General features: G+C 73.7%; 21 protein-coding genes. 8 read left to right on the plus strand and 13 right to left on the minus strand.

From position 1 onward, the window contains the following. Positions 1-287: 287 nt before the first annotated feature. The 5 genes from ABEA81_RS22900 to ABEA81_RS22920 all read right to left on the minus strand — a co-directional run bounded on the left by ABEA81_RS22900 (position 288) and on the right by ABEA81_RS22920 (position 5,259). Entirely contained in the window at positions 288-881 is a 594-nt protein-coding gene (locus ABEA81_RS22900; protein ID WP_345607335.1) for a hypothetical protein, read from the minus strand. Between the two features lie 82 nt (positions 882-963). After that, positions 964-1,587: a hypothetical protein gene (locus ABEA81_RS22905; RefSeq protein WP_345607336.1), complete on the minus strand. Its 624-nt coding sequence runs from the start codon at positions 1,585-1,587 to the stop codon at positions 964-966. Between the two features lie 4 nt (positions 1,588-1,591). Then, positions 1,592-2,173, minus strand: coding sequence for a hypothetical protein (locus tag ABEA81_RS22910; RefSeq protein WP_345607337.1), 582 nt, complete (start codon positions 2,171-2,173; stop codon positions 1,592-1,594). Positions 2,174-2,288: 115 nt separating this feature from the next. Beyond that, positions 2,289-2,837, minus strand: coding sequence for a hypothetical protein (locus tag ABEA81_RS22915; protein ID WP_345607338.1), 549 nt, complete (start codon positions 2,835-2,837; stop codon positions 2,289-2,291). Positions 2,838-2,946: 109 nt separating this feature from the next. Next, positions 2,947-5,259, minus strand: coding sequence for a sodium-translocating pyrophosphatase (locus ABEA81_RS22920; RefSeq protein WP_345607339.1), 2,313 nt, complete (start codon positions 5,257-5,259; stop codon positions 2,947-2,949). A 219-nt stretch (positions 5,260-5,478) separates the two neighbouring features. Here ABEA81_RS22920 and ABEA81_RS22925 point away from each other — a divergent pair, with 219 nt between their 5' ends. Then, positions 5,479-7,881, plus strand: coding sequence for a DEAD/DEAH box helicase (locus ABEA81_RS22925; protein WP_345607340.1), 2,403 nt, complete (start codon positions 5,479-5,481; stop codon positions 7,879-7,881). Positions 7,882-8,146: 265 nt separating this feature from the next. Here ABEA81_RS22925 and ABEA81_RS22930 read toward each other — a convergent pair whose 3' ends face one another. The 8 genes from ABEA81_RS22930 to ABEA81_RS22965 all read right to left on the minus strand — a co-directional run bounded on the left by ABEA81_RS22930 (position 8,147) and on the right by ABEA81_RS22965 (position 14,278). Then, on the minus strand, positions 8,147-8,698 hold the full coding sequence (locus tag ABEA81_RS22930; RefSeq protein ID WP_345607341.1) for an Rv3654c family TadE-like protein: 552 nt from the start codon (positions 8,696-8,698) through the stop codon (positions 8,147-8,149). After that, positions 8,695-9,036 carry a TadE family type IV pilus minor pilin gene (locus ABEA81_RS22935; protein WP_345607342.1) on the minus strand — a complete coding sequence of 114 codons (342 nt, stop codon included), beginning with the start codon at positions 9,034-9,036 and terminating at the stop codon, positions 8,695-8,697. Before ABEA81_RS22935 ends, ABEA81_RS22930 begins: the two co-directional genes overlap by 4 nt. Positions 9,037-9,089: 53 nt before the next feature. Continuing rightward, positions 9,090-9,308 carry a DUF4244 domain-containing protein gene (locus ABEA81_RS22940; protein WP_345607343.1) on the minus strand — a complete coding sequence of 73 codons (219 nt, stop codon included), beginning with the start codon at positions 9,306-9,308 and terminating at the stop codon, positions 9,090-9,092. Positions 9,309-9,339: 31 nt separating this feature from the next. Further along, positions 9,340-10,056: a type II secretion system F family protein gene (locus tag ABEA81_RS22945; RefSeq protein ID WP_345607344.1), complete on the minus strand. Its 717-nt coding sequence runs from the start codon at positions 10,054-10,056 to the stop codon at positions 9,340-9,342. Positions 10,057-10,085: 29 nt separating this feature from the next. Further along, complete coding sequence (locus ABEA81_RS22950; RefSeq protein ID WP_345607345.1) at positions 10,086-10,892, minus strand: type II secretion system F family protein; 807 nt, start codon at positions 10,890-10,892, stop codon at positions 10,086-10,088. Then, positions 10,886-12,088, minus strand: a complete 1,203-nt coding sequence (locus ABEA81_RS22955; protein ID WP_345607346.1) for a TadA family conjugal transfer-associated ATPase — start codon at positions 12,086-12,088, stop codon at positions 10,886-10,888. The genes ABEA81_RS22950 and ABEA81_RS22955 overlap by 7 nt, the downstream gene beginning before the upstream one ends. Then, positions 12,085-13,182, minus strand: a complete 1,098-nt coding sequence (ssd, locus tag ABEA81_RS22960; RefSeq protein ID WP_345607347.1) for a septum site-determining protein Ssd — start codon at positions 13,180-13,182, stop codon at positions 12,085-12,087. Before ssd ends, ABEA81_RS22955 begins: the two co-directional genes overlap by 4 nt. A gap of 397 nt (positions 13,183-13,579) precedes the next feature. Continuing rightward, positions 13,580-14,278: a GntR family transcriptional regulator gene (locus ABEA81_RS22965; protein ID WP_345607348.1), complete on the minus strand. Its 699-nt coding sequence runs from the start codon at positions 14,276-14,278 to the stop codon at positions 13,580-13,582. 119 nt (positions 14,279-14,397) lie between these two features. Between ABEA81_RS22965 and ABEA81_RS22970 the strand changes: the two genes are divergently transcribed. The 7 genes from ABEA81_RS22970 to ABEA81_RS23000 all read left to right on the plus strand — a co-directional run bounded on the left by ABEA81_RS22970 (position 14,398) and on the right by ABEA81_RS23000 (position 23,472). Continuing rightward, positions 14,398-15,696 carry an ABC transporter substrate-binding protein gene (locus ABEA81_RS22970; RefSeq protein ID WP_345607350.1) on the plus strand — a complete coding sequence of 433 codons (1,299 nt, stop codon included), beginning with the start codon at positions 14,398-14,400 and terminating at the stop codon, positions 15,694-15,696. After that, complete coding sequence (locus ABEA81_RS22975) at positions 15,693-16,646, plus strand: carbohydrate ABC transporter permease (protein WP_345607351.1); 954 nt, start codon at positions 15,693-15,695, stop codon at positions 16,644-16,646. Before ABEA81_RS22970 ends, ABEA81_RS22975 begins: the two co-directional genes overlap by 4 nt. Then, positions 16,643-17,461 (plus strand): carbohydrate ABC transporter permease, encoded by an 819-nt coding sequence (locus ABEA81_RS22980; RefSeq protein ID WP_345607352.1) that lies wholly within the window; start codon positions 16,643-16,645, stop codon positions 17,459-17,461. Before ABEA81_RS22975 ends, ABEA81_RS22980 begins: the two co-directional genes overlap by 4 nt. Further along, complete coding sequence (locus tag ABEA81_RS22985) at positions 17,458-19,512, plus strand: alpha-amylase family protein (RefSeq protein WP_345607353.1); 2,055 nt, start codon at positions 17,458-17,460, stop codon at positions 19,510-19,512. The genes ABEA81_RS22980 and ABEA81_RS22985 overlap by 4 nt, the downstream gene beginning before the upstream one ends. Continuing rightward, positions 19,512-21,443 (plus strand): alpha-amylase family protein, encoded by a 1,932-nt coding sequence (locus tag ABEA81_RS22990; protein ID WP_345607354.1) that lies wholly within the window; start codon positions 19,512-19,514, stop codon positions 21,441-21,443. The genes ABEA81_RS22985 and ABEA81_RS22990 overlap by 1 nt, the downstream gene beginning before the upstream one ends. Next, entirely contained in the window at positions 21,443-22,390 is a 948-nt protein-coding gene (locus tag ABEA81_RS22995; protein WP_345607355.1) for a D-2-hydroxyacid dehydrogenase, read from the plus strand. The genes ABEA81_RS22990 and ABEA81_RS22995 overlap by 1 nt, the downstream gene beginning before the upstream one ends. Positions 22,391-22,647: 257 nt before the next feature. Continuing rightward, positions 22,648-23,472, plus strand: a complete 825-nt coding sequence (locus tag ABEA81_RS23000) for an HAD family hydrolase (protein ID WP_345607365.1) — start codon at positions 22,648-22,650, stop codon at positions 23,470-23,472. The last annotated feature ends 381 nt before the right edge of the window (positions 23,473-23,853 follow it).

Genomic DNA, 23,853 nt, shown 5'->3' on the forward strand with positions numbered 1-23,853 from the left:
CCGGTCGCGGGCTTCGCACTCGTCGTTCCGGTTGCCACCTGGTCCTACTCCATCGTCTACGGACGTACCGCCGAGCGCCTCTCGTCGGCACACGCACCGGCCGTCCCCCGTACCACCGCCGGCTGCACGGAGGCCAGGACACCGAGTATGCGTTGCCGCGGAGCCGGCATCGCCGGAACCGTGCCCTCGCACACCCACCCCGCTGTGTCACGCTCGTCACATTCAGCTGCGGAACCGGGAAGGCCCGACGTGCTGCCGAACTGCGCCGCGAGAGCGTAACCACCCCGTCAAGACGCAGTTCTACCCCAGTACCGCGGCCACTCGGTGATCGCGGCCCCCGGTGGAACCGGGCCGACCAGTTCGACGAGGCGCGCGACGCGCCGCGTTCCGCTGATCCGCAGGGCCGTACCTCGTGCGACCCGAGCAGGCGGAAGACCGGCCCGCGTGGCCGCTGCGATGAGCGGGAGGTGCGTCTCGGGGGCGTGTGGGTCGAGTGCCAGCAGGTACCCGCCCCGCTCATCGGGTCGGCCCGCCGCCAATGCCCACATGCGTAACGCCGGACCATCCAGTTGCCATCCCTCCGGGACGCATTTGACCGACCCGCGCATCCACGCCTTCGCCAGCCCGACCAGATCACATCGGAACGCCGTGCGCACGGCGAGCCCCCCGGACTCGGTGTGGACGGTTGTCACCGGGATACCGGTGGCCGCGCACGCCGTGGCGACCGCAGGCGCACGGGCGGGGTCGGGCAGGACGATCGAGAGCCGGGCCTGGTCCCCGGCGCCGAACCGGGCGATCTGCCCCGGACCGCAGAGCAGCCCCGCCAGGTCGCTCACCCGTGGCGGCCGCGCCTCCGCGGAGAACATCGACAGCTGCGACACGAAGCGGAGAGTAGAACACCCGTTCGATCCGCGGTACCGGGCACGCCGATCCGTGATGCTCGATGGGGCCCAGGGAAGCCTCCTAGCGGGGCGCAACCGACGCCAGCGCGGACAGGCGCTGGCACTGCGCCGATCGCTCCGCAGCCCGGTACAGGCGGGGGGCGGCGGCGAGGTCGCCGAGCGGGTTCGGCGGCGTGGTCGCCGAGACCTTCGACTGGACCTGGGCCAGCGTCCCCACGAAGGCCTCGGGATCCTCGGGGTCCATTCCGTCCACGGTGGTCTTGAACCCGCCGAAGTCGTCCTCGAGCGCTTTCAGGGCGTCCTGCGCGCGGCGAGTGGCGTCGTCCCCTCCCGGTTCGGGGGCGGCGCCCACCTCGGCGAGCTGGGCCTGGCCCTGCTGGGCCCCGGTGACGACGCTGCTCAGGTAGGAGCTGACCGTCCGCTGGACGGCGGGCAGATCAGCCGACGTCGAGAAGTCGGGTGCGGACGTCGCGGGCACGGCGAAGCTCAGCACCGCCTCGCAGAGCCGGTCGGACCATGCGACGGGGTCGCTCCCCGGGCCTTCGCTGGGCACGGGACCGGTGTTGGGGGTCGGTGTGCCCCCGACCGTGGTGGTGCAGCCCGCGGTGAGCAGCGCCGTGACGACGAGCGCTGCGGTGGCGAGGACCCCGATCAGGGCCGAGCGGGGCCCGGGAGACCGGGTCATGCGGTCACCTCCCGACCTCACGTGCGATCTGCTGGCAACCGGCCGCCTGGCTGCCCGCCTGCGCGAGCTCGGGGTTGCCCTGCAGGTCGGCCATCGGGCTCGGCGTGCTCGCGAGCCGCTCGACCGACTCGATCGCGGCGGGTACCTCGCGCTGCAGCGCCTTCCGGTCGTTGATGTCGACCCGCTCGATCCGGGTGCGCGCGTCGCGCAGGGACGCCCGCATGGTCTCCAGCGTGCTGGTCAGCCGCCCGACGACCTCGTCGCCGCCGGCGACCGGCGCCGGGCCGGCCGCGGCCATCCCACTGATCGCCGATCCGGCGCTCTCCTCGGACTTGCTGAGGTAGTCGTTGATGTTCTTGACGAGGGTCGCCGCATCCGGGGCCTCGGCAGGCTTCGGCGGCGAACCCGCCGCCTTCACGTAGGGGAGGAGTGACCCGCAGATCTGGTCGACCCACGCGACGGCGCCCTGCTCAACCGCCGCACCGTTGGCCGAGGCCGCCCCCGACACCGAGGTGGTGCACCCACCGCTCAGCACCAGGGCGGCGACCGCCGGAAGGAGGAGGGCGGGCGGGGTGGTACGGGGCATGCGGCTGCTCCCGACGCGCTGGGGACTCGGTCACCCGACAGTGTGCCCGCCGGTCGGACGCGCCCCGCACCGGGCCCTCGCCCGGCCGGTCCGACCAGCGCCGACGAGGGCAGGCTCAGCCCGCAGGCGCGCCCGTCGATCGCAGCCGGCGGCAGCTGTCCGCCTCCTCGCTCGCCGCTCCGAGCTCCTGGCTGTCGCGCATGCCCTCGGTGGGCGCGGGCAGGTTCCGCAGCTCCTGCAAGGGGGCCAGGGCCACCGGGACCGCGGTGGCCAGCTGCGCCGGATCGGACACGTCGACGGCGGCGAGCTGCGTGCGCGCCGAGTCGAAGCCGCTCCGGATACCGCGCAGCGCCTCCTCCAGGCGCCCGACGTAGGCGTCACCGCCGTCCACGGGGGACGGGCCGACGACGTCCAGCGCGGTGAGCGAACGCTGCAGCTCCTCGGTGGTCGCCCCGAGGTACCGGTCCAGTTCCTGCACAGCGGCCACCGGGTCGGACCGGTTGAACTCGGGGCTCGTCGTGGCGGTTCGCGTGAAGCCGGAGAGCGCCCCGCACACCTGGTCCGTCCAGGCCACGGCGTCCGCGTCCGGCGTGGCGGATCCGCCGCACCCCGCGACGAGCGCCGCGAGCGCGGCGACGGTGCAGCTGAGACTGCGCGTCCTCATGGGTTCCTCCCGGGCTGGCGCCTGGCCGGTGACATCCCCTTCAACGACGGAGGCCGTCCACCCGTACGGGTGAACGGCCTCCGTGTTGTGGAGATGGCGGAATCGCCGGTCAGCCGACCGTGCTCTCCGCCGGGGTGTCGGCGATGGCGGTGCTGCGCCGCTTGGACACCACGACCGCGGCGACGATGATCGCGGCCGCGACGATCGCGATCACGATGCGCAGCGGCGCCGAGGCCGAGTCGCCCACCGAGAACGTCACGATCGCCGGGGCGATCAGCACCGAGACCAGGTTCATCACCTTGATCAGCGGGTTGATGGCCGGGCCAGCGGTGTCCTTGAACGGGTCGCCGACCGTGTCGCCGATGACGGTGGCCTCGTGTGCCGGCGAGCCCTTCCCGCCGTGGTTGCCGTCCTCGACCAGCTTCTTGCCGTTGTCCCACGCGCCGCCGGAGTTGGCCAGGAAGATGGCCATCAGCGTGCCGGTGGCGATGGCGCCCGCCAGGTAGCCGGCGAGCGGGCCGACGCCGAGGCCGAAGCCCACGGCGATCGGGGCGAGGATCGCGAGCAGGCCGGGGGTGGCCAGCTCCCGCAGCGAGTCGCGGGTGCAGATGTCCACGACGCGGCCGTACTCCGGACGGACGGTGCCCTCCATGATCCCGGGCTCCTCCCGGAACTGCCTGCGGACCTCGAACACGATCGCGCCCGCCGCCCGCGTGACGGCGTTGATCGCGAGTCCGGAGAACATGAACACGACCGATGCGCCGATGATCACGCCGACGAGCGTGTTCGGGGAGAACACCTCGTAGACGAACGCCCTGCCCGCGTCCTGCGCCGCGACGCCGGCCTCGCTGAGTGCCTGGGAGATGGCGTCGCGGTACGAGCCGAACAGGGCCGTGGCCGCCAGCACCGCCGTGGAGATCGCGATGCCCTTGGTGATCGCCTTGGTGGTGTTGCCCACCGCGTCGAGCTCGGTGAGGATGCCGACGCCGTCGCCCTCGACGTCGCCGGACATCTCGGCGATGCCCTGCGCGTTGTCCGACACCGGGCCGAAGGTGTCCATCGCGACGATCACGCCGACCGTGGTGAGCAGGCCGGTGCCGGCCAGCGCGACGGCGAACAGCGCCACCGTGATGGATCCTGTGGCCAGCGCGAACGCGCCGAACACCGCGGCACCGATGACGAGCGCGGTGTAGACCGCCGACTCGAAGCCGATCGAGATGCCCGCGAGGATGACGGTGGCCGCTCCGGTGAGCGAGGACTCGCCCACCGTCTTCACCGGCTTGTGCTCGGTGCCGGTGAAGTAGCCGGTGAGCCAGAGGATCACGCCGGCGAGCACGATGCCGATGAGCACCGCGGCCGATGCGATCAGCTGCGGGTTGGCCCCGCCCATGTCGTCCACGACGCCGGCGTCGCCGGGGTTGGTGAGGTCGGCGAAGCTCGACGGCAGGTACACGAACGCGGCGATCACGCACAGCACGGCCGAGATGACCGCCGAGATGTAGAAGCTGCGGTTGATGGCCTTGAGGCCACCCTCGCCCTCCCGGGCGCGCGTGATGTAGACACCGACGACCGCGGTGAGCACCCCGATGGCCGGCACGATCAGCGGGAACAGCAGGCCCTGCTGGCCGAACGCCGCGGTGCCCAGGATCAGGGCGGCGACGAGCGTGACCGCGTACGACTCGAACAGGTCGGCGGCCATGCCGGCGCAGTCGCCGACGTTGTCGCCGACGTTGTCGGCGATGGTGGCCGCGTTGCGCGGGTCGTCCTCGGGGATGCCCTGCTCGACCTTGCCGACGAGGTCGGCGCCGACGTCGGCGGCCTTGGTGAAGATGCCGCCGCCGACACGCATGAACATCGCGAGCAGCGCGGCGCCGAAGCCGAAGCCCTCGAGCACCTTCGGGGCCTGGCCGGTGTAGACCATCACCACGACCGCGGCGCCGAACAGGCCGAGGCCGACCGTGAACATGCCGACCACGCCGCCGGTGCGGAACGCGATGCGCATGGCCTTCTCCCGGCCGCCGCTCTCGCGGGCGGCGGCGGCGACCCGGATGTTGGCCCGGGTGGCGAGCCACATGCCGAGGTAGCCGATCGTCGCGGAGAACACCGCGCCGATCACGAAGAAGATCGACCGCCCCACGCGCTCGCCGATGTCGCCCGGCAACGCGAACAGCAGTACGAACACGACGACGACGAAGATGCCGAGCGTGCGGAACTGGCGGTTGAGGTACGCCGCGGCGCCTTCCTGGACCGCTCGACCGATGTCCTGCATCTTCGAGGTGCCCTCGCCGGCAGCGAGAACCTCCCGGAGCAGGACGAAGCCGATGGCCAGTGCGGCGAGCGCGACCACCGCGACCACGCCGACGATGGCGTAGTCGCCCCCCGCGAGCGTCAGTTCGCTCGCGGCGAGGGTGGACACGGACATCCGTCCTCCTGGTCACTACGAAACGGGCCAGGGAACACGGACGGCAACCCTGGCGTCTTGAGAAGCCCGTCGCCCCAGTTGGGCGTGCTACAGGCGCGTGCAGTGTAAGTGTGTGGCTTTCGACACCGCGCAGTGAGCCCCCTCACGCACGTGATCGACTGCACCGGGCGCGGGGCCGGAAGGGTTCGGCGTCGGTGTGGTGTGCCAACCTCGGGCACCGTGGGCGACGGGTGCGAGTCGGCGGGCCGGGGCGAGGTCCTGCTGCGCCGCGTGCTCGCCGGGTGCGAGGCCCCCGACGGCGACGCGACCGGTCCGCTGCGGCACGCCGTGCGGCTCCCGGCGCGCCCCGGGCGGACCGCGGACTGGCCGGGTTGGGTGCCGCCACCGCTGCGCGAGGCCCTGGCCCGCCAGGGGGTGCCGGTGCCGTGGACGCACCAGGCCGACGCGGCCGAACTGGCCTGGGCGGGCCGGGACGTGGTGGTGGCCACCGGGACGGCGTCGGGGAAGTCGCTGGCCTACCAGCTGCCCGTGCTCTCGCGGTTCGCGCAGGATCCCAAGGCCACCGCGCTCTACCTCTCGCCGACCAAGGCCCTCGCGGCCGATCAGTTGCGTGCGCTCGACGCGCTCGCCGTGCCCGACGTGCGTCCCGCACCGTTCGATGGCGACACCCCGGCCGATGCCCGTGACTGGGCGCGTCGGCACGGCCGCTGGGTGTTCAGCAACCCGGACATGGTGCACCGCGCCCTGCTGCCGAGGCACGGGCAGTGGGCGATGTTCCTGCGCAGGCTGCAGTTCGTGGTGGTGGACGAGTGCCACACCTACCGCGGCGTGTTCGGCTCGCACGTGGCCCTCCTGCTGCGCAGGTTGCTGCGGGTGTGTGCGCGCTACGGCTCGCGCCCCACGCTCGTGCTCGCCTCGGCCACGGTGGCCGAGCCCGCGGCGTTCGCCGCGCGGCTCACCGGCCGGGACGTGGTGGCGGTGACCGAGGACGGGTCGCCCGCCGCGGGACGCACCGTCGCGCTGTGGGAGCCACCCCTGCTCCCGGAGCTGACCGGCGAGAACGGGGCACCCGTGCGCCGCCCCGCCGGCACCGAGGCGGCGCGGATGCTCGCCGACCTGGTGGTGGAGGGGGCACGCACGCTCGTGTTCGTGCGCTCCCGGCGCGGCGCCGAGGTGGCCGCGCTCACCGCGCAGCGGCTGCTCACCGACGTCGACCCCGGCCTGGCGGACCGGGTGGCCGCCTACCGCGGCGGCTACCTGCCCGAGGAACGGCGTGCGCTCGAGGCCGCGCTGGCCCGCGGTGAGCTCCTCGGGATGGCGACCACGAACGCGCTCGAGCTCGGCGTGGACATCGCCGGTCTCGACGCGGTGGTGGTGGCGGGCTTCCCCGGCACCCGTGCCTCGTTCTGGCAGCAGTCCGGACGCGCCGGTCGGGCCCGTGACGAGGCGTTCGTGGTGCTCGTGGCGCGGGACGACCCGATGGACACCTATCTCGTGCACCACCCGGAGGCCCTCCTCGGTGCGCCGGTGGAGGGCTGCGTGCTCGACCCGACGAACCCCTACGTGCTGGGCCCGCAACTCGTCTGCGCCGCCGCCGAGCTGCCGCTGACCGAGGACGACGTGCGCGACGTCTTCGGTGGTGCCCCCGCCGCCGCGGTGCTCGACGAGCTCGTGGCCGACGGGGTGCTGCGCCGCAGGCCGACCGGTTGGTACTGGCCGTCCACCCGGGAACGCCCGGCCGGCACGGTGGACATCAGGGGATCCGGGCTCGGCCAGGTGGCCGTGGTGGAGGCGGACACCGGCCGCATGCTCGGCACGGTGGACGGTGCGTCCGCGCCGGCGACGGTGCACTCCGGGGCGGTGTACCTGCATCGCGGCGAGACCTACCTCGTGCGGCAGCTGGACCTCGAGTCCGGGATCGCCGTGGTGGCGACGGGCGACCCCGGGTATCGCACGGACGCGCGTTCCACAGCCGACGTCGAGGTGGCTCACGTGCTGGCCCACCGCGACCTCGGGCCGGTGCGGGTGTCGTTCGGCGAGGTGACGGTGACCTCGCAGGTGGTGGAGTACCTGCGACGCGCACCGGACGGCACCGTGCTGGCGACCACGCCGCTCGACCTGCCCGAGCAGGTGCTGCGCACGCGCGGTGTCTGGTACGACGTGGACGAGGAGGCACTCGTGGCGGCCGGGGTGCCGCCGCGACGGATCCCCGGCGCGCTGCACGCCGCCGAGCACGCCGCGATCGGTCTCCTGCCGCTCTTCGCGATCTGCGACCGCTGGGACGTCGGGGGGATGTCCACCGCGCTGCACCCGCACACCGGCCGGCCCACCGTGTTCGTGCACGACGGTCACCCCGGTGGTGCGGGCTTCGCCGAGCGCGGGCACGCGGTGCTCGGCCGTTGGCTGGCCGCCACCCGCGCCGCCATCGCCGACTGCGAGTGCCGCACCGGCTGCCCGTCCTGTGTGCAGTCGCCGAAATGCGGGAACGGCAACGCCCCACTGGACAAGGCGGGCGCCCTGGTCGTGCTCGACGTGGTGCTCGACGCGCTGGGTGAACGGCCCGCGGCGCCCGGAAGGCCGGGCCGACCGACCACTCCGTCCGTGCCCACTGCCCCGGGATAGTTGCCCCGGGATAGACCGCCGCCGGCCGGCCGCGTCGGGGGCCGGGCCGGCCGGCGACGGTCGGCGCGCGGTGGGCCGGATATGGGGTGGGCGTCGGTTCCGACGTTCCGGCCCCACCGCAGTCTGGGGAGCGACTTCCGGGGTCTGGCAGGGAGAACCCCACCGGGGACTGCATCCAGTAGGCGCGCCGGAGCGAACGGTTTCCAGTGCCTGTCGCTGATCGGTACCGGTGTGACGACGAGCGTTCCGGTGGTGCGCCGAGTCGTCAGGCGGCCCGGGAACGCCGGGGGCCGGCCCGGGGCAGGTCGGCCGGTCCCGCCTGTCCACGTCGGGCGACCGCTCGTCGTGGGATTCGGCGCGCGGCCGGGGGAGGTGGCACCGGTCGGGCGAGGCACGGCTGGTTCGTTCGGCGGCGGGGCCCGACGCCGGGTGGTGCGGGAGGCGATTCGCCGGCTGTGGGCACCGGGCCGGCCCGCGCCCGGCCGGTTGCGGTGTCGATGCCGGGAAGGGCGACGCTGATCGGTACGCGGACCTCCAGCAGCGCGTCCCACCCGGCGAGCCGGCACGACGTGACGGTGCCGCCCATCGCGCCGGCCACCTCGCCGGCCCGCCGGCACGCCGCCTGCGCCCCCTCGACGGCCAGGCCCGCCGCCGCGAGCGCCGCCAGGTCAGCGGCCGCTTCGGCCCGGTGCCGGGCGATCACCGCGGCGCCCAGGTGCAACCCGACGACGAACACGGTCATGATCACCGCGATGCCGAACGCCGCCCACACGGTGGCGCTGCCCCGGTCGGGCGGTCGCTGCGCGTGCGCTCTCACGGCCCGGTGGCCCGCGGCTCGAGCGCGGCCACCGCGCGGCTGCCGATCCGCACCGGCAGGGGGTGCAGGACCTCGGCCGACACCTCGGCGACGACGAGTTCGCCTTCGAGGCGCAGCGCCAAGCTGGCGCCGGACGGCGCCAGCTTGGTGGCGACGGTGCGCCCGCGATCGGCTTCTCCGCGAGCCGCCAGCCGGGCGAGCTCGCGGGCCGCGTCGACACATCGGATCGACCCGCCCGCTGCCGCGATGGCTCCGACCGCAACGGTGAGGAACACCGCGAGGCTGCACAGGGCCAGCGCCGCCTCGACGGTGACCGCACCCCGATCCCGGTGGTGCACCGGGCTGGTCGGTGCTCTGGCCGGACGACACCCGGCCGGGGCTCGTGCGCCCATCAGAACGTGACCGTCAGGGCGCGCTCGACGATCCCGGTGAGCGCGGTGAGGATCGACTCGCCGGTGACGACTGTGTAGAGCAGGGCCCCGAAGGCCGCGGCGGCCACGGTGCCTATCGCGTATTCGACCGTGGACATCCCGTGGTCGTCCCGGCGGAGCTTGCGGAGCCGCAGGGGAAGTTCCGCCGCGAACGGCCTGGTGCGGGAGGACTGGATCATCGGTTTCTCCTTCTTCTGGTGGGTTGGGCGCTCACAGGTTGGCGAACACCTCGCCGGCGAGGCCGACGACGACGGGGGCGATGCCGAGGACGAGGAAGGCCGGCAGGAAGCAGACGCCGAGCGGTGCGGTGATGAGCACGGCGGCGCGCTGGGCCTTCGCCTGGGCGGTGTCGAGCAGGCCGGCCCGGATCCGCTCGGCCTCGGCTCGGGCGACCTGTGCGAGGGCCGAGCCCGTACCCGCGGATCGACCGGCCGCCCGGGCGAACGTCGCGAGTGCGGGCATCCGCTCCGCCGCGAGCCACGCGGCCGCGGCGTCGGCTCCGAGTTCCAGGAGGCCCGCGGTGCGGCGCAGGCGCGCCCCGACGGCGCCGTGCAGCGGCTCGGCGGCCGCGGTGACGGCGAGGGCGACGGGTAGGCCTGCCTCCAGGCACACCGCGAGGAGCTCCCAGCCCGCCGCGAGCTCGGTGTCGGGTTCCGCGGCGATCGGCCGGCCGGATCGGCTGCGGCGCGCTGCGAGGAGGCCTGCGGCCGCCGCGGCGGTGGCGAACAGCAAGCCGGCTGCGGCACCCGCGACAGCCCAGCCCAGCGCGCCCGCCGCCGCCCCACCGACCGCGATCCACACCGGACGCAGCGGCGGGCCTTCCGACGCGGCAGCCGCGGGCGGGTCCTGCAGCGCGCGGAGCCGGTGGCGGCCGTGCCGGTTGGGGCCGACGACGAGCGCGCCTGCGAGCAGTGCGAGCCCCACCACCTGGCCGGACGAAACGGGCGGACCGGGCATCATCTCGGGACCGCCGAACCGAGGATCCGCTCCGACCATGCGCTGCCCGCGGCCAGCAGCGCGACGCCGATGACCAGCAGGCCCTGGCCGAGCGGGCTGCCCCGCAGGACCCCGAGGGGCCCGGCCCCGATCAGCTCGCCGAGGCCGATCCCGAGAACCGGCAGCGTGGTGAGCACGGCCGCGGTGGCGCGCGGTCCGGCGAGCTGCGCTCGCACGGTGGCCGCGAACCGCACCCGCCAGCGGATGTCCTCGTGGGCGCGGCCGAGCAGGTCGGCGAGCGGGATACCGTGCCGCTCGGCGAGCGCCCATGCCGTGGCGATGCGCTCGACGTCGGCGCTGATCTCCGGGTGGCCTGCGCCGCCGCGGCGCAGTGCGGGCACGATCCCGTCGCCGAGGCCTGCCGCCACCGCGGCCGGGGTGAGCACGGCTCGGGCGTGTGGCCCGTCGGCATCGGTGCCGGCGAGCGCCGCGGCCGGATGGCTGCCTGCGCGCAGCTCGTCGGTGATGCGTGCGATGGCGGCGGCCAGCTGCTCGGCTGCCGTCGCCTTGTCGATCGCTGCGCGGCGCGCGGCCCGTCGGTGCCGGAACACGAGGGCGACCAGCGCGCCGGCGAGCGCGCCGCCCACCCCGGCGAGCACGGCACCGCCGAGCCCGCCGACGAGGACGGGCCCCACGAGGTTGGGCCGGTGGGCGCGCCGGGCGCGGGGGACCGGCCACAGCGCGACGAACCGGGCCACGGCGGGCGGCGGTGGTGCGCAGGCGACCGCAGCGGCGAGGGCGGCACACGCGGCGGCGGTGTTCACCACGGGAGGCCCACCTCCCGCTCCTCGAGGAGGGCGCCGAGCGTGGGGCGCTCCTCGGTCCAACCGTGGGCACGGGTCCACACCGGTCGGACGGTGACCGCGTGCTGCCCCCCGGTGTGGTCGCGGCCCAGGACGGCGACGGTGTCGAGCACCCGCGCGCCGGAGGGCGACCGGTGCATGTGGAGCACGACCTGCACGGCCGCGGCGAGCTGGCTGTGCAGGGCGTCGCGGGGCAGCCCACCGGTGGCGGCGAGCGCCTCCATCCGCGCCGGAACCTCGCGCGCGGAGTTGGCGTGGACGGTGCCTGCGCCGCCGTCGTGGCCCGTGTTGAGCGCGGCGAGCAGGTCGCACACCTCGGCGCCGCGCACTTCGCCGACGACGAGCCGGTCCGGGCGCATCCGCAGGGCCTGTCGCACGAGGTCGCGCAGCGTGACGCCGCCCGCTCCCTCGATGTTGGCGGGGCGCGCGACGAGGCGTACGACGTGCGGGTGGCGCGGCCGGAGCTCCTCGGCGTCCTCGACGCAGACCACCCGCTCCCGCGGGTCGACGGCCGCGAGCAGCGCCGCGAGGATCGTGGTCTTGCCGCTGCCGGTGCCCCCCGACACGACGAACGCGAGCCGGGCGGCGAGCACCGCGCGCAGCAGCGCCTCGCCCGTGGCGTCGAGGGTGCCCGAGGCGCGCAGCGCCGCGAGGTCGTGGGCCGCCGGGCGCAGGACGCGCAGCGACAGGCAGGTGCCGTCGGCGGCGACCGGCGGCAACACGGCGTGCAGCCGCACACCCGCGTCGGCGACCCAGCCGTCGACGTAGGGGCTGGCGTCGTCGAGGCGCCGCCCCGCGGCGATCGCGAGGCGCTGCGCGAGCCGGCGCACCGCGGCGTCGTCGGCGAAGCGCACCCCGGTGCGCTCGAGTCCTGCGCCGCGGTCGACCCACACCGATGCCGGCCCGCAGACGAGGACGTCGGTGGTGCGCGGGTCGCGCAGCAGCTGGTCGAGCGGGCCTGCCCCGACGAACTCCTGGCGCAGGATCCGCAGCGCGGACAGGACGTCCAGGTCGGAGACCACCCCGCCGGACTCCGCACGTACGGCCGCGGCCACGGCGGCCTGGGTGAGCTCACCACCGCTGGCGGCGAGCCGGGAGCGCACGCGGTCGACGAGCGGGGTGGCGTCGAACGGAGGCGCCGTGGCTGCCTGCGGGATCATGATCGCGTTCCCGCGGCGGACTGCATCGCGGCGAGCACGGACCGCGCTGCCTCGGCGAGCGGGCCGTGCGGGCGGGGTGGCGCCTCGCCGCGTTCGAGGGCCCGCGCCAGGCCCGGCTCCGGGCGCATGGCGGCGAGCAGCGGGACTCCCACCGCCCGGGCCACCTCCTCGGCGTCGACACCGCCCGGCGCCGGACCGCGGACGACGGCGTGCACCGGCCGGCCGTGCCGGGCGAGCAGCGCGGCGACCCGGGCGCCTGCGGCGGACGAGCGGACGTCGGCCGGGACGACGAGCGCCACGAGGTCGGCGACGGCCAGGGCGGCCGCGGCCGCGTCGGTGGGGTAGCGCGGGAGATCGCACACCACGATGTCGCCTGCCCGGCGGCCCGCCTCGACCACGGCCCGCACCGCCGCGGGTGTGGGCCCGTGGGTGCTGCGGTCGCAGGAGAGGACACCGAGCCCGCCGTCGCGTCGCCCGACCCGGGGTGACGGGAGGGCCGCGTGCAGCGCCGCGGCCGGGACCCGGCCGCCCTCGACCCCGACGCCGGGCCAACGCAGCCCGCCGAGGTCCTCCGCGCCGAGCACGAGGTCGAGCCCGCCGCCGAGCGGATCGCAGTCGACGAGCAGGGAGCGGGCGCCCTCCCGGACCGCGGTGACGGCGACGGCCGCGGCGAGTACCGACGCCCCGGCGCCACCGCGGCCGCCGACGACCGCGAGCACGGTGCCGCCGGGGCGCGGGCCCTCTGCGGCGTCGGTGAGCGCTGCGACGAGCCACTGCTCGGCCTCCGGCAGCGTGATGACGTGCTCGGCGCCGACGGCCACCGCGTGGCGCCACACCGCAGGCGGTGGCGCGCCGCGCACCGCGAGGACGACGTCGCCCCGCCGCGGCATCCCGGCGCGGGCGCACTGCGCGGCCGCGGCGGCGTCGAGCAACACCAGCGGCGCCTCGCTCCAGAACGCGCGGGCCTGCGGGGGGTCGACCGCGCGTTGCAGCTCGCATCCCGCGGCCGCCGCGAGCCGCAGGAGCGTGTCGAGCAGGTCGGGGTCGGAGACCATGACCAGGCCTCGCGGCGGCGGACCTGCCCGCTCCGTCATCTCTCTCGATCGCACGGCAGCCTCCTCGTGGACCCCGGCCGGGCGAGCCGGGCACGGCCAGCGTTGCCGGTCGAGGGGCCGTGTGGTGGGCGATCGACGAACCTGTGGACAACCTGTGGTTGATGTGGACAACTCGCGCGCCGCGTCGCTGACCAGCCGCTTCTCGTCCGGCCCATGGGGAAGGATGGATCGGGGGCGGTTCGTCACGGGCGATCGATCCACAGCCGGTGACGTCGCGGCGAGGCCCGGCATTCGGCACCGGGCCCGGGGTCGGTGCGCCCACCGTCGCCGCCACGACACCGGCGTACTGCTCGGACCGATCACGGGTACGTGATCGCCGCTCGATCACGACGGCGATACGGCCGCCTCGTCGGCCGGACCCGAGGTGGCCGTGGGTTCAGGCGCCGACGCGCGGCTCCTGCGCCTGCTCGTCGCCGGTCGACCGGGCGACGAGGCGGTCCTGGGCGGCGCGCAGGTGCCGGGAGAGGTGGTTGGCCGCCGCCGCCGGGTCGCCCGCCTCGATGGCGGCGAGGATGGCGCCGTGCTCCGCGGCCACGGTGCGGGGCTCGGTGGTGCGATGGGCCTGGAACTGGCCCATCGTGAGGTGCACCTCGCCCATGATCAGCTCGTGCATGCGGGAGAGCCGCTTGCTGCCCACGGCGTCGACGAGCGCGGTGTGGAACTCGATGTCGGCCTCCACCTGGTGCGGGAAGTCCTTCTCGGCCACGGCGCGCTCGATGCGTTCCTGTGCGTTGCGGGCCGCGGCTGGGACCGTGCCGAGCTCGGCGAGCCGCTGCACGGCCCGGCGTTCGATCGAGTCGCGGGCGAAGTAGAGGTCCAGGATCTCGGCCACGTCGAGCTCGGGCACGACGGCGGTGCGGTGGGCCGTGCGGTGCAGCAGCCCGGCCGCGGTGAGGCGCTCGAGGCAGGCCTTGGCGGTGGGCCGGGCCACCGCGTACTCGCCGACGACCCTCGCTTCGGTGACCTTCTCCCCGGGGGTGATCTCACCGTTGATGATCCGCTGCCGCATCGACTCGTAGAGCGCATCGATCATCGACGAGGGCGCGAGCGTGAACCTCGACGGGCCGGCGGACATGCGCCCACGCTACTGCCCGCACAAATTGTTAGACAAGTATGTCGGATAACTTGACTGACAAGTGTGCAGGTTCGTAGCGTCGGAGCGCCCGCGTCCACCTCAGGGCTGAGGAGCTTCGGATGAACCCCGTGAACCGACGACGATTCCTGCAGCTGGTGGGGGTGGGAGCCCTCGGTGCGGCCGGGACGACGGCGCTCGCCGCCTGCGGCGGAGCCTCGGACGGCACCGAGATCCGCTACGCGTGGTGGGGCGACACGATCCGCCAGCAGAAGTACGGGGCGGCGCTCGACGCGTTCATCGAGCAGAACCCGGGCGTCGAGGTCCGCCCGGAGTTCGCCGACTACGACGCGTTCCAGGAACGGATCACGGTGCAGACCGCGGGCCGCGACGTCCCGGACGTCTTCTGGATCCCGTCACCGCAGGTCCTGAGCTACCAGGACGCGGGCCTCTACCGGCGACTGGACGACATCCCCTCGCTCGACCTCTCGGCGTTCAGCGCTCAGCAGCTCGACTCGTACAAGATCGACGGTGAGCTGAACACGCTGCCGCGCTCCGTCCTCACCGCCGCCGTGCGCTACAACCAGACCTTCCTCGACGAGGCCGGCGCCCAATTGCCGGCTGACGACCCGCAGGGCTGGACGTGGGACGGGCTCTCGGAGTTCCTGATCGACTACGCGCGCAACGCGCCGGCGGGTCGCAAGGCCATCCACTACAACGCGCAGGCCGACCTGTGCTTCGAGGCGTGGCTGCGCCAGCACGGGCGGGACCTGTGGACCGCCGACGGGCGCATGGGCTTCGACGCGGCCACGCTCGCGGAGTGGTTCGAGTGGTGGGAGGTGCTGCGCCGCGCAGGCGCGACGACGAGCCTGTCCGAGCAGGAGGGCGCGTCCCCGGAGTGGGAGGTGGTCGGCGACAAGGTGCTGATGACCTTCGGCAACTCCAACCACATCGCCGACGAGGCGCCGATGTTCCCCGACTACGAGTTCGGCCTGCGGGCGGTGCCGGTGCTCCCCGACGCGGCCCCCGGCCACCGATTCGGCTATCTGAGCCGAATCGCCGTCTACCAGGGCATCGACGACGACAAGCTCGACGCCGCCGGCCGGCTCGTGCACTTCAACCTGAACGATCCGGCCTTCCTGCGCATCGTGGGGCTCTCGGTGGGTGCCCCCGCGAACCCGCGGATGCTGAAGGAGGCCTACGAGGTGGCGAACGAGGACGAGAAGAAGATGCTCGCCGTCGTCGAGCAGGAGATGGCGCAGGAGCAGAAGCCGCGCTACGAGGCGCCGCCCGGGTCGGGCACGTGGCGCACGATCATGGCGCGCGGGGTGGAGGAGGTCGCGCTGGAACGGGCAGGCGTCGCCGACGCCGCCGCCCGGGTGATCGCCGACATCGACCACGAGCTCGGCCGGGCGTCATGACCCAGGGCACCCTCGTGCGGCCGGCCGCGGAGACCCCGCCGCCACGGCCGGCGCGCCGCAGGACACCGTCCTTCCGCCGGCAGGGCCGTGCGGCGCACGTGTTCCTGCTGCCGTTCCTGCTGGGCCTCGTGCTCATCACGGCCGTGCCGCTGCTGGCGTCGCTGTACCTGTCGTTCACCGACTACGACCTGCTCCACGACCCCGAGCTGATCGGGCCGGAGAACTTCCGCCGGATGGTCTCCGACGAGCGGTTCTGGGCCTCGGTCGGTGTCACGCTCAGGTACGTGCTGGTCTCGGTGCCGTTGCAGCTGGCGTTCGCGCTGCTGCTCGCGGTGGTGCTCGACAAGGGCATGCGCGGCCTCGCCCTGTACCGCAGCGCGTTCTACCTGCCGTCGCTGCTCGGTTCCAGCGTGGCCGTCGCGATCCTGTGGCGGCAGCTCTTCGGCCACGAGGGGCTGGTCAACGGCGTGCTCGCCTGGTTCGGCGTCGTGGGCGAGAGCTGGCTGCAGAACCCGGACACCGCGCTGTCGACGCTCGTGGTGCTCAACGTCTGGACGTTCGGCTCCCCGATGATCATCTTCCTGGCGGGGCTGCGGCAGATCCCGGAGGAGCTCTACGAGGCGGCGCGCGTGGACGGGGCGGGCCGGGTGCGGCAGTTCTGGAGCGTCACGGTGCCGCTGCTCACGCCGATCGTGTTCTTCAACCTGGTGCTGCAGACGATCGGCGCGTTCCAGGCGTTCACGCAGGCGCACATCATCAGCGGCGGCCAGGGCGGGCCGCTGGACTCCACGCTGTTCTACACGCTCTACCTGTACCAACAGGGCTTTCAGAGCTTCAACATGGGCTACGCGTCCGCGATGGCGTGGGTGCTGCTGCTCGTCATCGGGGTCGTGACCGCCGGGCACTTCCTGCTGTCGAGGTACTGGGTGTTCTACGGGGACGAGCGATGAGGGCGGGCGTCCGGCACGCGGTGATGTGCGCGCTCGTGCTGCTGATGATCTACCCGCTGATCTGGATGGTGGTCAGCTCGTTCAAGCCGGGCAACCTCGTGCTGTCCGAGCCCGGCCTGGTGCCGTCCGAGGTGACGTTCCAGAACTACCGCGACGGCTGGGACGCGCTCGACGAGCCGTTCTCGCTGTTCTTCGCGAACTCCCTGTTCGTGAGCGTCGGGTCGATCGTCGGGAACCTGGTCTCCTGCTCGCTCGCGGCCTACGCGCTCGCCCGGCTGGAGTTCCGGGGCAGGCGGCTGTACTTCGCGATCACGCTGGTGTCGGTGATGCTGCCGCTGCACGTGCTGGTGGTGCCGCAGTACATCTTCTTCTCGCAGCTGGGGATGGTGAACACCTACTTCCCGCTGCTGCTGCCGAAGTTCCTCGCCACCGACGCGTTCTTCACGTTCCTCATGGTCCAGTTCATCCGCACGATCCCGCGCGAGCTGGACGCGGCGGCCTGGGTCGACGGGGCCGGGTCGTTCCGGATCTTCTGGTCGATCATCCTGCCGCTCATGACCCCGGCGCTGGTGACGTCGGCGATCTTCACCTTCATCTGGACCTGGAACGACTTCTTCACGCCGCTGATCTACCTCACCTCCACCGAGATGTTCACGGTGCCGGTGGCGCTGAACTCGATGATGAGCTCGGAGACGTCGAGCGGGGTGGGCGCGCTGTTCGCGATGTCGCTGCTGTCGCTCCTGCCGGTGCTCGTGTTCTTCGTGACGGCCCAGAAGTACCTGATCCGCGGCATCTCGACGACGGGACTGAAATGAACCTGCGTACCCCCGATTGGCACCGGACGGCCACGCGCTGGACGCAGCTCACCCTCACCGAGAACGACCCGGCCGAGTTCGACCCCGGGTTCTGGATCGACGTCATGCGCCGGACCCGGTCCAACGCCGCGTGCATCAGCGCGGGGGGCTACATGGCCTTCTACCCGACGCGGATCCCGTACCACTACCGCAGCCGCCACCTCGGGGACACCGACCCGTTCGGTGCGCTCGTCGCGGGCGCCCGCGGGCTGGGCATGCACGTGATGGCGCGCGTCGACCCGCACGCCGTGCACGCGGACGCGCTCGCCGCCCACCCGGAGTGGGTGGACCGCACCCCCGACGGCGAGCCGCGCGAGCACTGGGCCTTCACCGGCACGTACGTGACCTGCCCGTTCGGGCCGTACAACCGGGAGTTCATCACGGAGGTGGCCCGCGAGCTGGTGCGGGAGTACGACATCGACGCGATCTTCGCGAACCGGTGGCAGGGCCACGACGTCTCCTACAGCGAGCACGCGCGCCGGTCGTTCTTCGACGCCACCGGTCACGAGCTGCCGATCGAGCCCTACGACCCGGACGACCTCGCGTGGAAGGCCTACGTCCCGTGGCGGCGCCAGCAGCTCAGCGAGCTCGTGGCGCTGTGGGACACCGCGGTGAAGGACATCCGCCCGCACGCGCGGTTCATCCCGAACCTCGGCGCGCTCGCCGTGCACGAGCTCGACCGCGACCTGATCGAGCGGCACTACCCCTTCTTCGTGCTCGACCGGCAGAGCCGCGCCGGCATCGAACCGCCGTGGACCGCGGGTCGCAACGCCAAGCGCAGCCGCGCGGCGTTCCGCGACCGCCCGGTGGGGCTGATCTCGTCGGTGGGTCCCGAGCACCACGCGCACCGGTGGAAGGACTCGGTGGCGAGCCCGGCGGAGATCCGGACGTGGATCGTGGACGGGTTCGCCCATGGCGGCTTCCCGTGGTTCACCAAGTTCAACGGCACCGTTCCCGATGACCGGTGGGTCGCGCCGGTCGTCGACGCGTTCGGCCTGCACGCGGCGGTGGAGCCGGTGCTCTCCCGGATGCGGGTGACGGCCGACGTGGCGGTGTTCGACGCGGCCGAGCCGGGAAGCGACGCGCACGAGGACGGCTTCCACCACGCGCTCGTGGAGGCGCGGATCCCGTTCGAGCTCGTGTCCGCCACCAGGTGCACCCCCGAGGAGCTCGGGCGCTTCCGGGTGCTCGTGCTGCCCAACGCCGAGCGGATGAGCGACGAGGCGTGCGCCGCCGTCCGCGAGTTCGTGCGGGCGGGCGGCGGCGTCGTCGCGGGCCACCGGACGTCGCTGCGAGCCGCGGACGGCGCGCCGCGGGCCGACTTCGGGCTCGCCGACGTGCTCGGCGTGCACCTGGAGCAGGACGCGCGCGGCCCGGTGAAGAACAACTACATCGCCCTGACCGGGGAGCACCCGGTGTCGGACGGGTACGGCGGCGCCCGCCGGATCATCGGCGGTACGCACCTGCTGCGCGTCGCCGCCGCACCGGACGCCGATGTGCCCTTCCGGTTCGTGCCGGACTACCCCGACCTGCCGATGGAGGAGCTCTACGCCCGCCGGCCGCCCGAGGACCCGGCTGTCGTGGCGCGGCAGGGCGCGGGACGCACGGTCCACATCGCGTTCGACATCGGTGCGCTGTTCTGGGAGACGCTGCAGCCGGACCACGGTCGGCTGATCGCGAACGCGGTGACGTGGGCCCTCGGCGGCCCGCCGCGGGTGGACGTCCGCGGCCCGGGCCTGCACGACGTCGCGGTGCACGAGGGCGACGGCGAGCTCGCGGTCTGCCTGGTCAACCTGACCAACCCGGGCGCGATGCGCGGTCCCGTGCGCGAGCTGCTCCCGGTGGGGCCGCTCACCGTCTCGGTGGCACTGCCGGACGGGTGGACGGGGGCGGGCGTGCGGCTGCTCATCGGGGCCTCGGCGCCGGACGTCACGGTCGCAGGCGGCCGGGTCTCGGTGGTCGTCGACTCGGTGGAGCTGCTCGAGGTGCTGCACCTCACGCGGGAACGCTGATGCGGCTCTGGTGGCACGAGCCGTTCCGCACGTTCCAGACGAACCTCCGCGAGATCGACGCCGGGCTCGACGTGGACCGGGTCCTCGACCGGATCGAGGAGTTCGGCGCGAACGCGTGGCTGCTGTCCGTCGGCGGGATCGTGTCGAACTACCCGACCGACCTGGCCGCGCAGACCCGAAACCCGGCGCTCGCCCAGCGGGAGAGCGGCGACCTCGTCGGGGATGCGGTGAGCGCGGCGCACGCGCGGGGGATCCGGCTGCTCGCCCGGATGGACTTCTCGAAGGTCGACCGGCGCCGCGCCGAGGAGCACCCGGAGTGGTGCTTCGTCGGGCCGGACGGGGAGTGGCAGGTCTACAACGGGCTGACCAGCGTCTGCCCGAGCGCGCCGTACTACCAGCGGGAGACCTTCGCCGTGGTCGACGAGGTGCTCTCGCGCTACGACGTCGACGGCTTCTTCTTCAACTGGGCCTCCTACAACGAGCGCGACTACAGCGGCCGCTACCGCGGCGTGTGCCAGTGCCTGTCCTGCGCTCGGGCGTTCGGCGGGCCGCTGCCGGCCGGACCCGACGATCCCGGATACCCGCGGTGGCGCCGGTTCGCCAAGGACATGATCGACGGCTTCTGCGCCCGGATGCGGGAGCGGATCGCGGCGCGCAGGCCGGAGGCGCCGCTGATCATGGGTGACACCGCCGACATCGTCTTTCACGAGGCGAACAACGCGGTCGGCCGCCCGCTGTGGCACCACCGCACGAGCGAGCACGTCAGCACCGCCCGCACCTACCGCCCGCACGTCCCGGTGTTCACCAACGCGGTCGGCTTCGTCGACATGCCCTACCGGCTCGCGGGCGAGGAGCCCGAGCACGTGGCGCAGTACCTCGTGCAGGCGATCTCACGGGGCGCGAACCCGTCGACGTACGTGATGGGGACGCCGGACGACGCGCGGTACGAGTGCCTCGACGTGGCCGGTCGGATCACGCGCCACCACCGCGACCACCAGCACGTGTACACCGATCTCGTCCCGGCGGCCCGTGCGCTGCTCGTGCGGCCCGACCTGCTGGCCCCCGATCCTGCGATCCCGGAGTTCCAGGGCCTCTACCGGGCACTGCTGGAACGGCACGTCCCGTTCGACGTGCTGGGGGAGGAACGGCTGGCCGACTGCGGGGGGCTCGGCGACCACACGGTCGTCGTGCTTCCCGATCTGGGCGCGCTCGCGCCGGGCGCGGTGGCCGCGCTCGACGCGTTCGCCGGTGCGGTCGTCACCACCGGCTCCAGCGGCTTCGACGGCAGCGCCGCCCAGCTCGCCGGGTCACCGGTGCACGAGCGGCTCGCCGTGCGCGACGGCGTCGAGGCCGTCCGGTCGATGCACCTGCTCCCCGACGGTGCCGGTGCGTTCCCGGTGCCGGTTGTCGGCGCGTACCACGTCGTCGCGCCCGCCGACGGTGCGCTCACCGCGATGCGGGTGCTCTCCCGGGCGCCCTACGGGCCGCCGGAGAAGTGCCACGGGCACGTGGAGCTCGCGCAGCCCGGGCTGCTGAGGTCGGAGCGGGTCACGGTGCTGCCGTGGACCGTCGGCCGGGCGTACCGGGAGGTCGGCCTGTCCGCCCACCGCGACCTCTTCGTCGACGCCGTGCTCGCCGCCGCACCCGCGCCGGTCGCCGTGGAGACCGACCTCCCGGACCAGGTGGAGGTGGTGCTCGGCCGGTCGCGGGCCGGGCTCGTGGTGCACCTGGTGAACCTCACCGGCGCCGGGCCGCAGCGCTTCGGGCCGCCCGTCACCGTGCACGGCAGCCACTTGCGGATCCCCTGGGCGGACCGCTGCGCGAGGGTGCGCGCGCTGCGTGCGGGCGTCGATCTGACCGTGACCGAGCGGGGTGTGGACCTTCCGCCGCTCGAGCTGTTCGAGGTGTTGGTCATCGACGGGGAGATGTGATGAACGAACCGCTTCTCGTGCTGGTCTGTGGCGTGTCGGGGCAGGAGGAGGAGCGGATCGGAGCGGCCGCGCCGGACGCCGAGATCGTGTTCGCCGCCCGCGTAGCCGATGTCGCCGACCGGCTCCCGGAGGCGCACGTGGTGGCCGGGAACCTCGACGCGGACGGCCTCGCGGCGGCGGCCCGGCTGCGGTGGGTGCACAGCTGGGCCGCCGGCGTGGACGGCGCGTTGTACCCCGAGATGGTGGCGAGCCCGGTGGTCCTGACGTCCTCGAAGGGCAACGGGGCCGTCCCGCTCGCCGAGCACGCCCTGATGCTCATGCTGATGCTCGACCGGGACGCGCCGCGCTGGCTGCGCGGGCAGGCTTCGCGCAGCTGGGACCGGTTCCGGCACGGCGAGCTCGCCGGCGCCACCTGCAGCATCGTCGGGATGGGCGGCGCGGGCGCGGCGCTCGCCCGCCGGGCCGCGGCGTTCGACATGCGGGTGCTGGGGCTGCGGCGCCGTCCCGACGAGCCGGCGCCCTGCGTGGAACGGATGTACGGGCCGGGGGACGTCGAGGCGTTCGTCGCCGAGGCGGACTTCGTGGTCGTCACCGCGGCCCTGACCGCGCAGAGCCGCGGGCTGCTCGGACGCGCCGCGTTCCGCGCCATGAAGCCCACCGCGCACTACGTCTGCGTGTCCCGCGGTGGGATCGCCGACGACGACGCGCTGCTCACCGCGCTGCGGGAAGGATGGATCGCCGGGGCGGGCCTGGACGCGCACACCGTCGAGCCGCTGCCGCCCGACAGCCCGTTCTGGTCGTTGCCGAACGTCATCGTCACCCCGCACAACGGCGCGACCACGGCGCAGACCGGGCGGCGCGGGGTGGACGTCTTCGTCGCCAACCTGGCCCGCTTCGTGGCGGGCGAGCCGCTGCGCAACGTCGTCGACAAGCGCGCCGGTTACTGATCTCACACCACCGGCACATGGGACGGCCCCCGCCAGGGGGGATTGGCGGGGGCCGTCGTTGGTTCAGCTCCGGGGGGTCGAGCTGAACCGCGTCCGGACACAGCCGGACAGCCCCATCGTAGCCCTTGACGAGCGCATCCGCGCGTTTCTCAGCGAAGCGAGTGGGGTGGTGTCGCGCGGCACCGACGCGGCAGGCACCTCGGTCTCCGTGCGTGTCTGGCAAGCTCGCCCGCGTGTCCGGTGCGCTCCCCCAGCAGTTGCCCACCCGGGCTCCGGCTCGCTCCGGTGCCGCCGCGTTCTTCGACCTCGACAAGACCATCATCGCCGGGTCGAGCGCGCTCGCGTTCAGCCGGCCGTTCCGCCGGCAGGGGCTCATCAGCAGGCGGGCCGCCCTGCGGAGCGGTTACGCGCAGTTGCTCCTGGTGCTGTCCGGTGCGGACGCCGACACGATGGACCTGCTGCGCAGGCGGATCACGGCGCTGTGCACCGGATGGGAGGTGGCGCAGATCCGCAGCATCGTGGCCGAGACGCTGCACGACATCGTGGAGCCGATGGTCTACGCCGAGGCCACCGACCTGATCGCCGAGCACCGCGCGAACGGTGACGAGGTCGTGGTGCTGTCGGCGTCGGGACTGGAGGTCGTCGAGCCGATCGCCGTGCTCGTCGGGGCCGACCGCTGCTTCGCCACCCGAATGGGCGTGGCCGACGGCAGGTACACGGGAGTGATCGACTACTACTGCTACGGCGAGGAGAAGGCCCAGGCTGCGCGCCAGGTCGCGGAGGAGCAGGGGTACCGGCTGGAGGACTGCCGCGCCTACTCCGACTCGATCACCGACCTGCCGCTGCTCGAGGCCGTCGGGCATCCCACGGTGGTCAACCCGGACCGCGCGCTGCGCCGGGAGGCCGAGCTGCGGGGCTGGCCGGTGCTGACGTTCGCCGACCCGGTCGCGTTGCGCTTCCGGCCGCCGCCCCTGCGCACCACGCTCACCGCGGCAGGCATCGGAGCGGCCGCTGCTCTGGCCGCAGTCGGCTGGTACGCGTGGCGGCGCCCGGCCCGCTACTGGTTCCGGTGGGGTTCCTGAGGGTGGCAGCGCGGCGACTGATCGCCACCGTGCGTGCCTGAACCGGTGCACCTCGCGGCGCCCCTTGCTGTGGTCCGAGTCACCGACTACAAAGGGCCTTACGGACCCCTGACCGGCCAGGGGCGGTGCGGCAGAGAAGCACCCGTCCACCCCGAGCAGGGCTCCGTGCGGGAAGGCCGGGCGCTCCACGCACAGCACGCCGCGGGAGGCATGTCGTCGTGGGCCTGCGTACCGGGACGCTGGACGCCGAGGCCACAACCACGACACGTAGTGCACGCCTGGATCTCGGACTTCCCGCGCAGATGGGCGGCGCTCCTCACCGGGGGCGTCGCCCATTTCGTTCGTCCGGAAGAATCTAGTGTCCCCCGCCGGAAGTCCGTT

This window comes from Pseudonocardia adelaidensis (assembly GCF_039543345.1).
GTDB classification, from domain to species: Bacteria; Actinomycetota; Actinomycetes; order Mycobacteriales; family Pseudonocardiaceae; genus Pseudonocardia; species Pseudonocardia adelaidensis.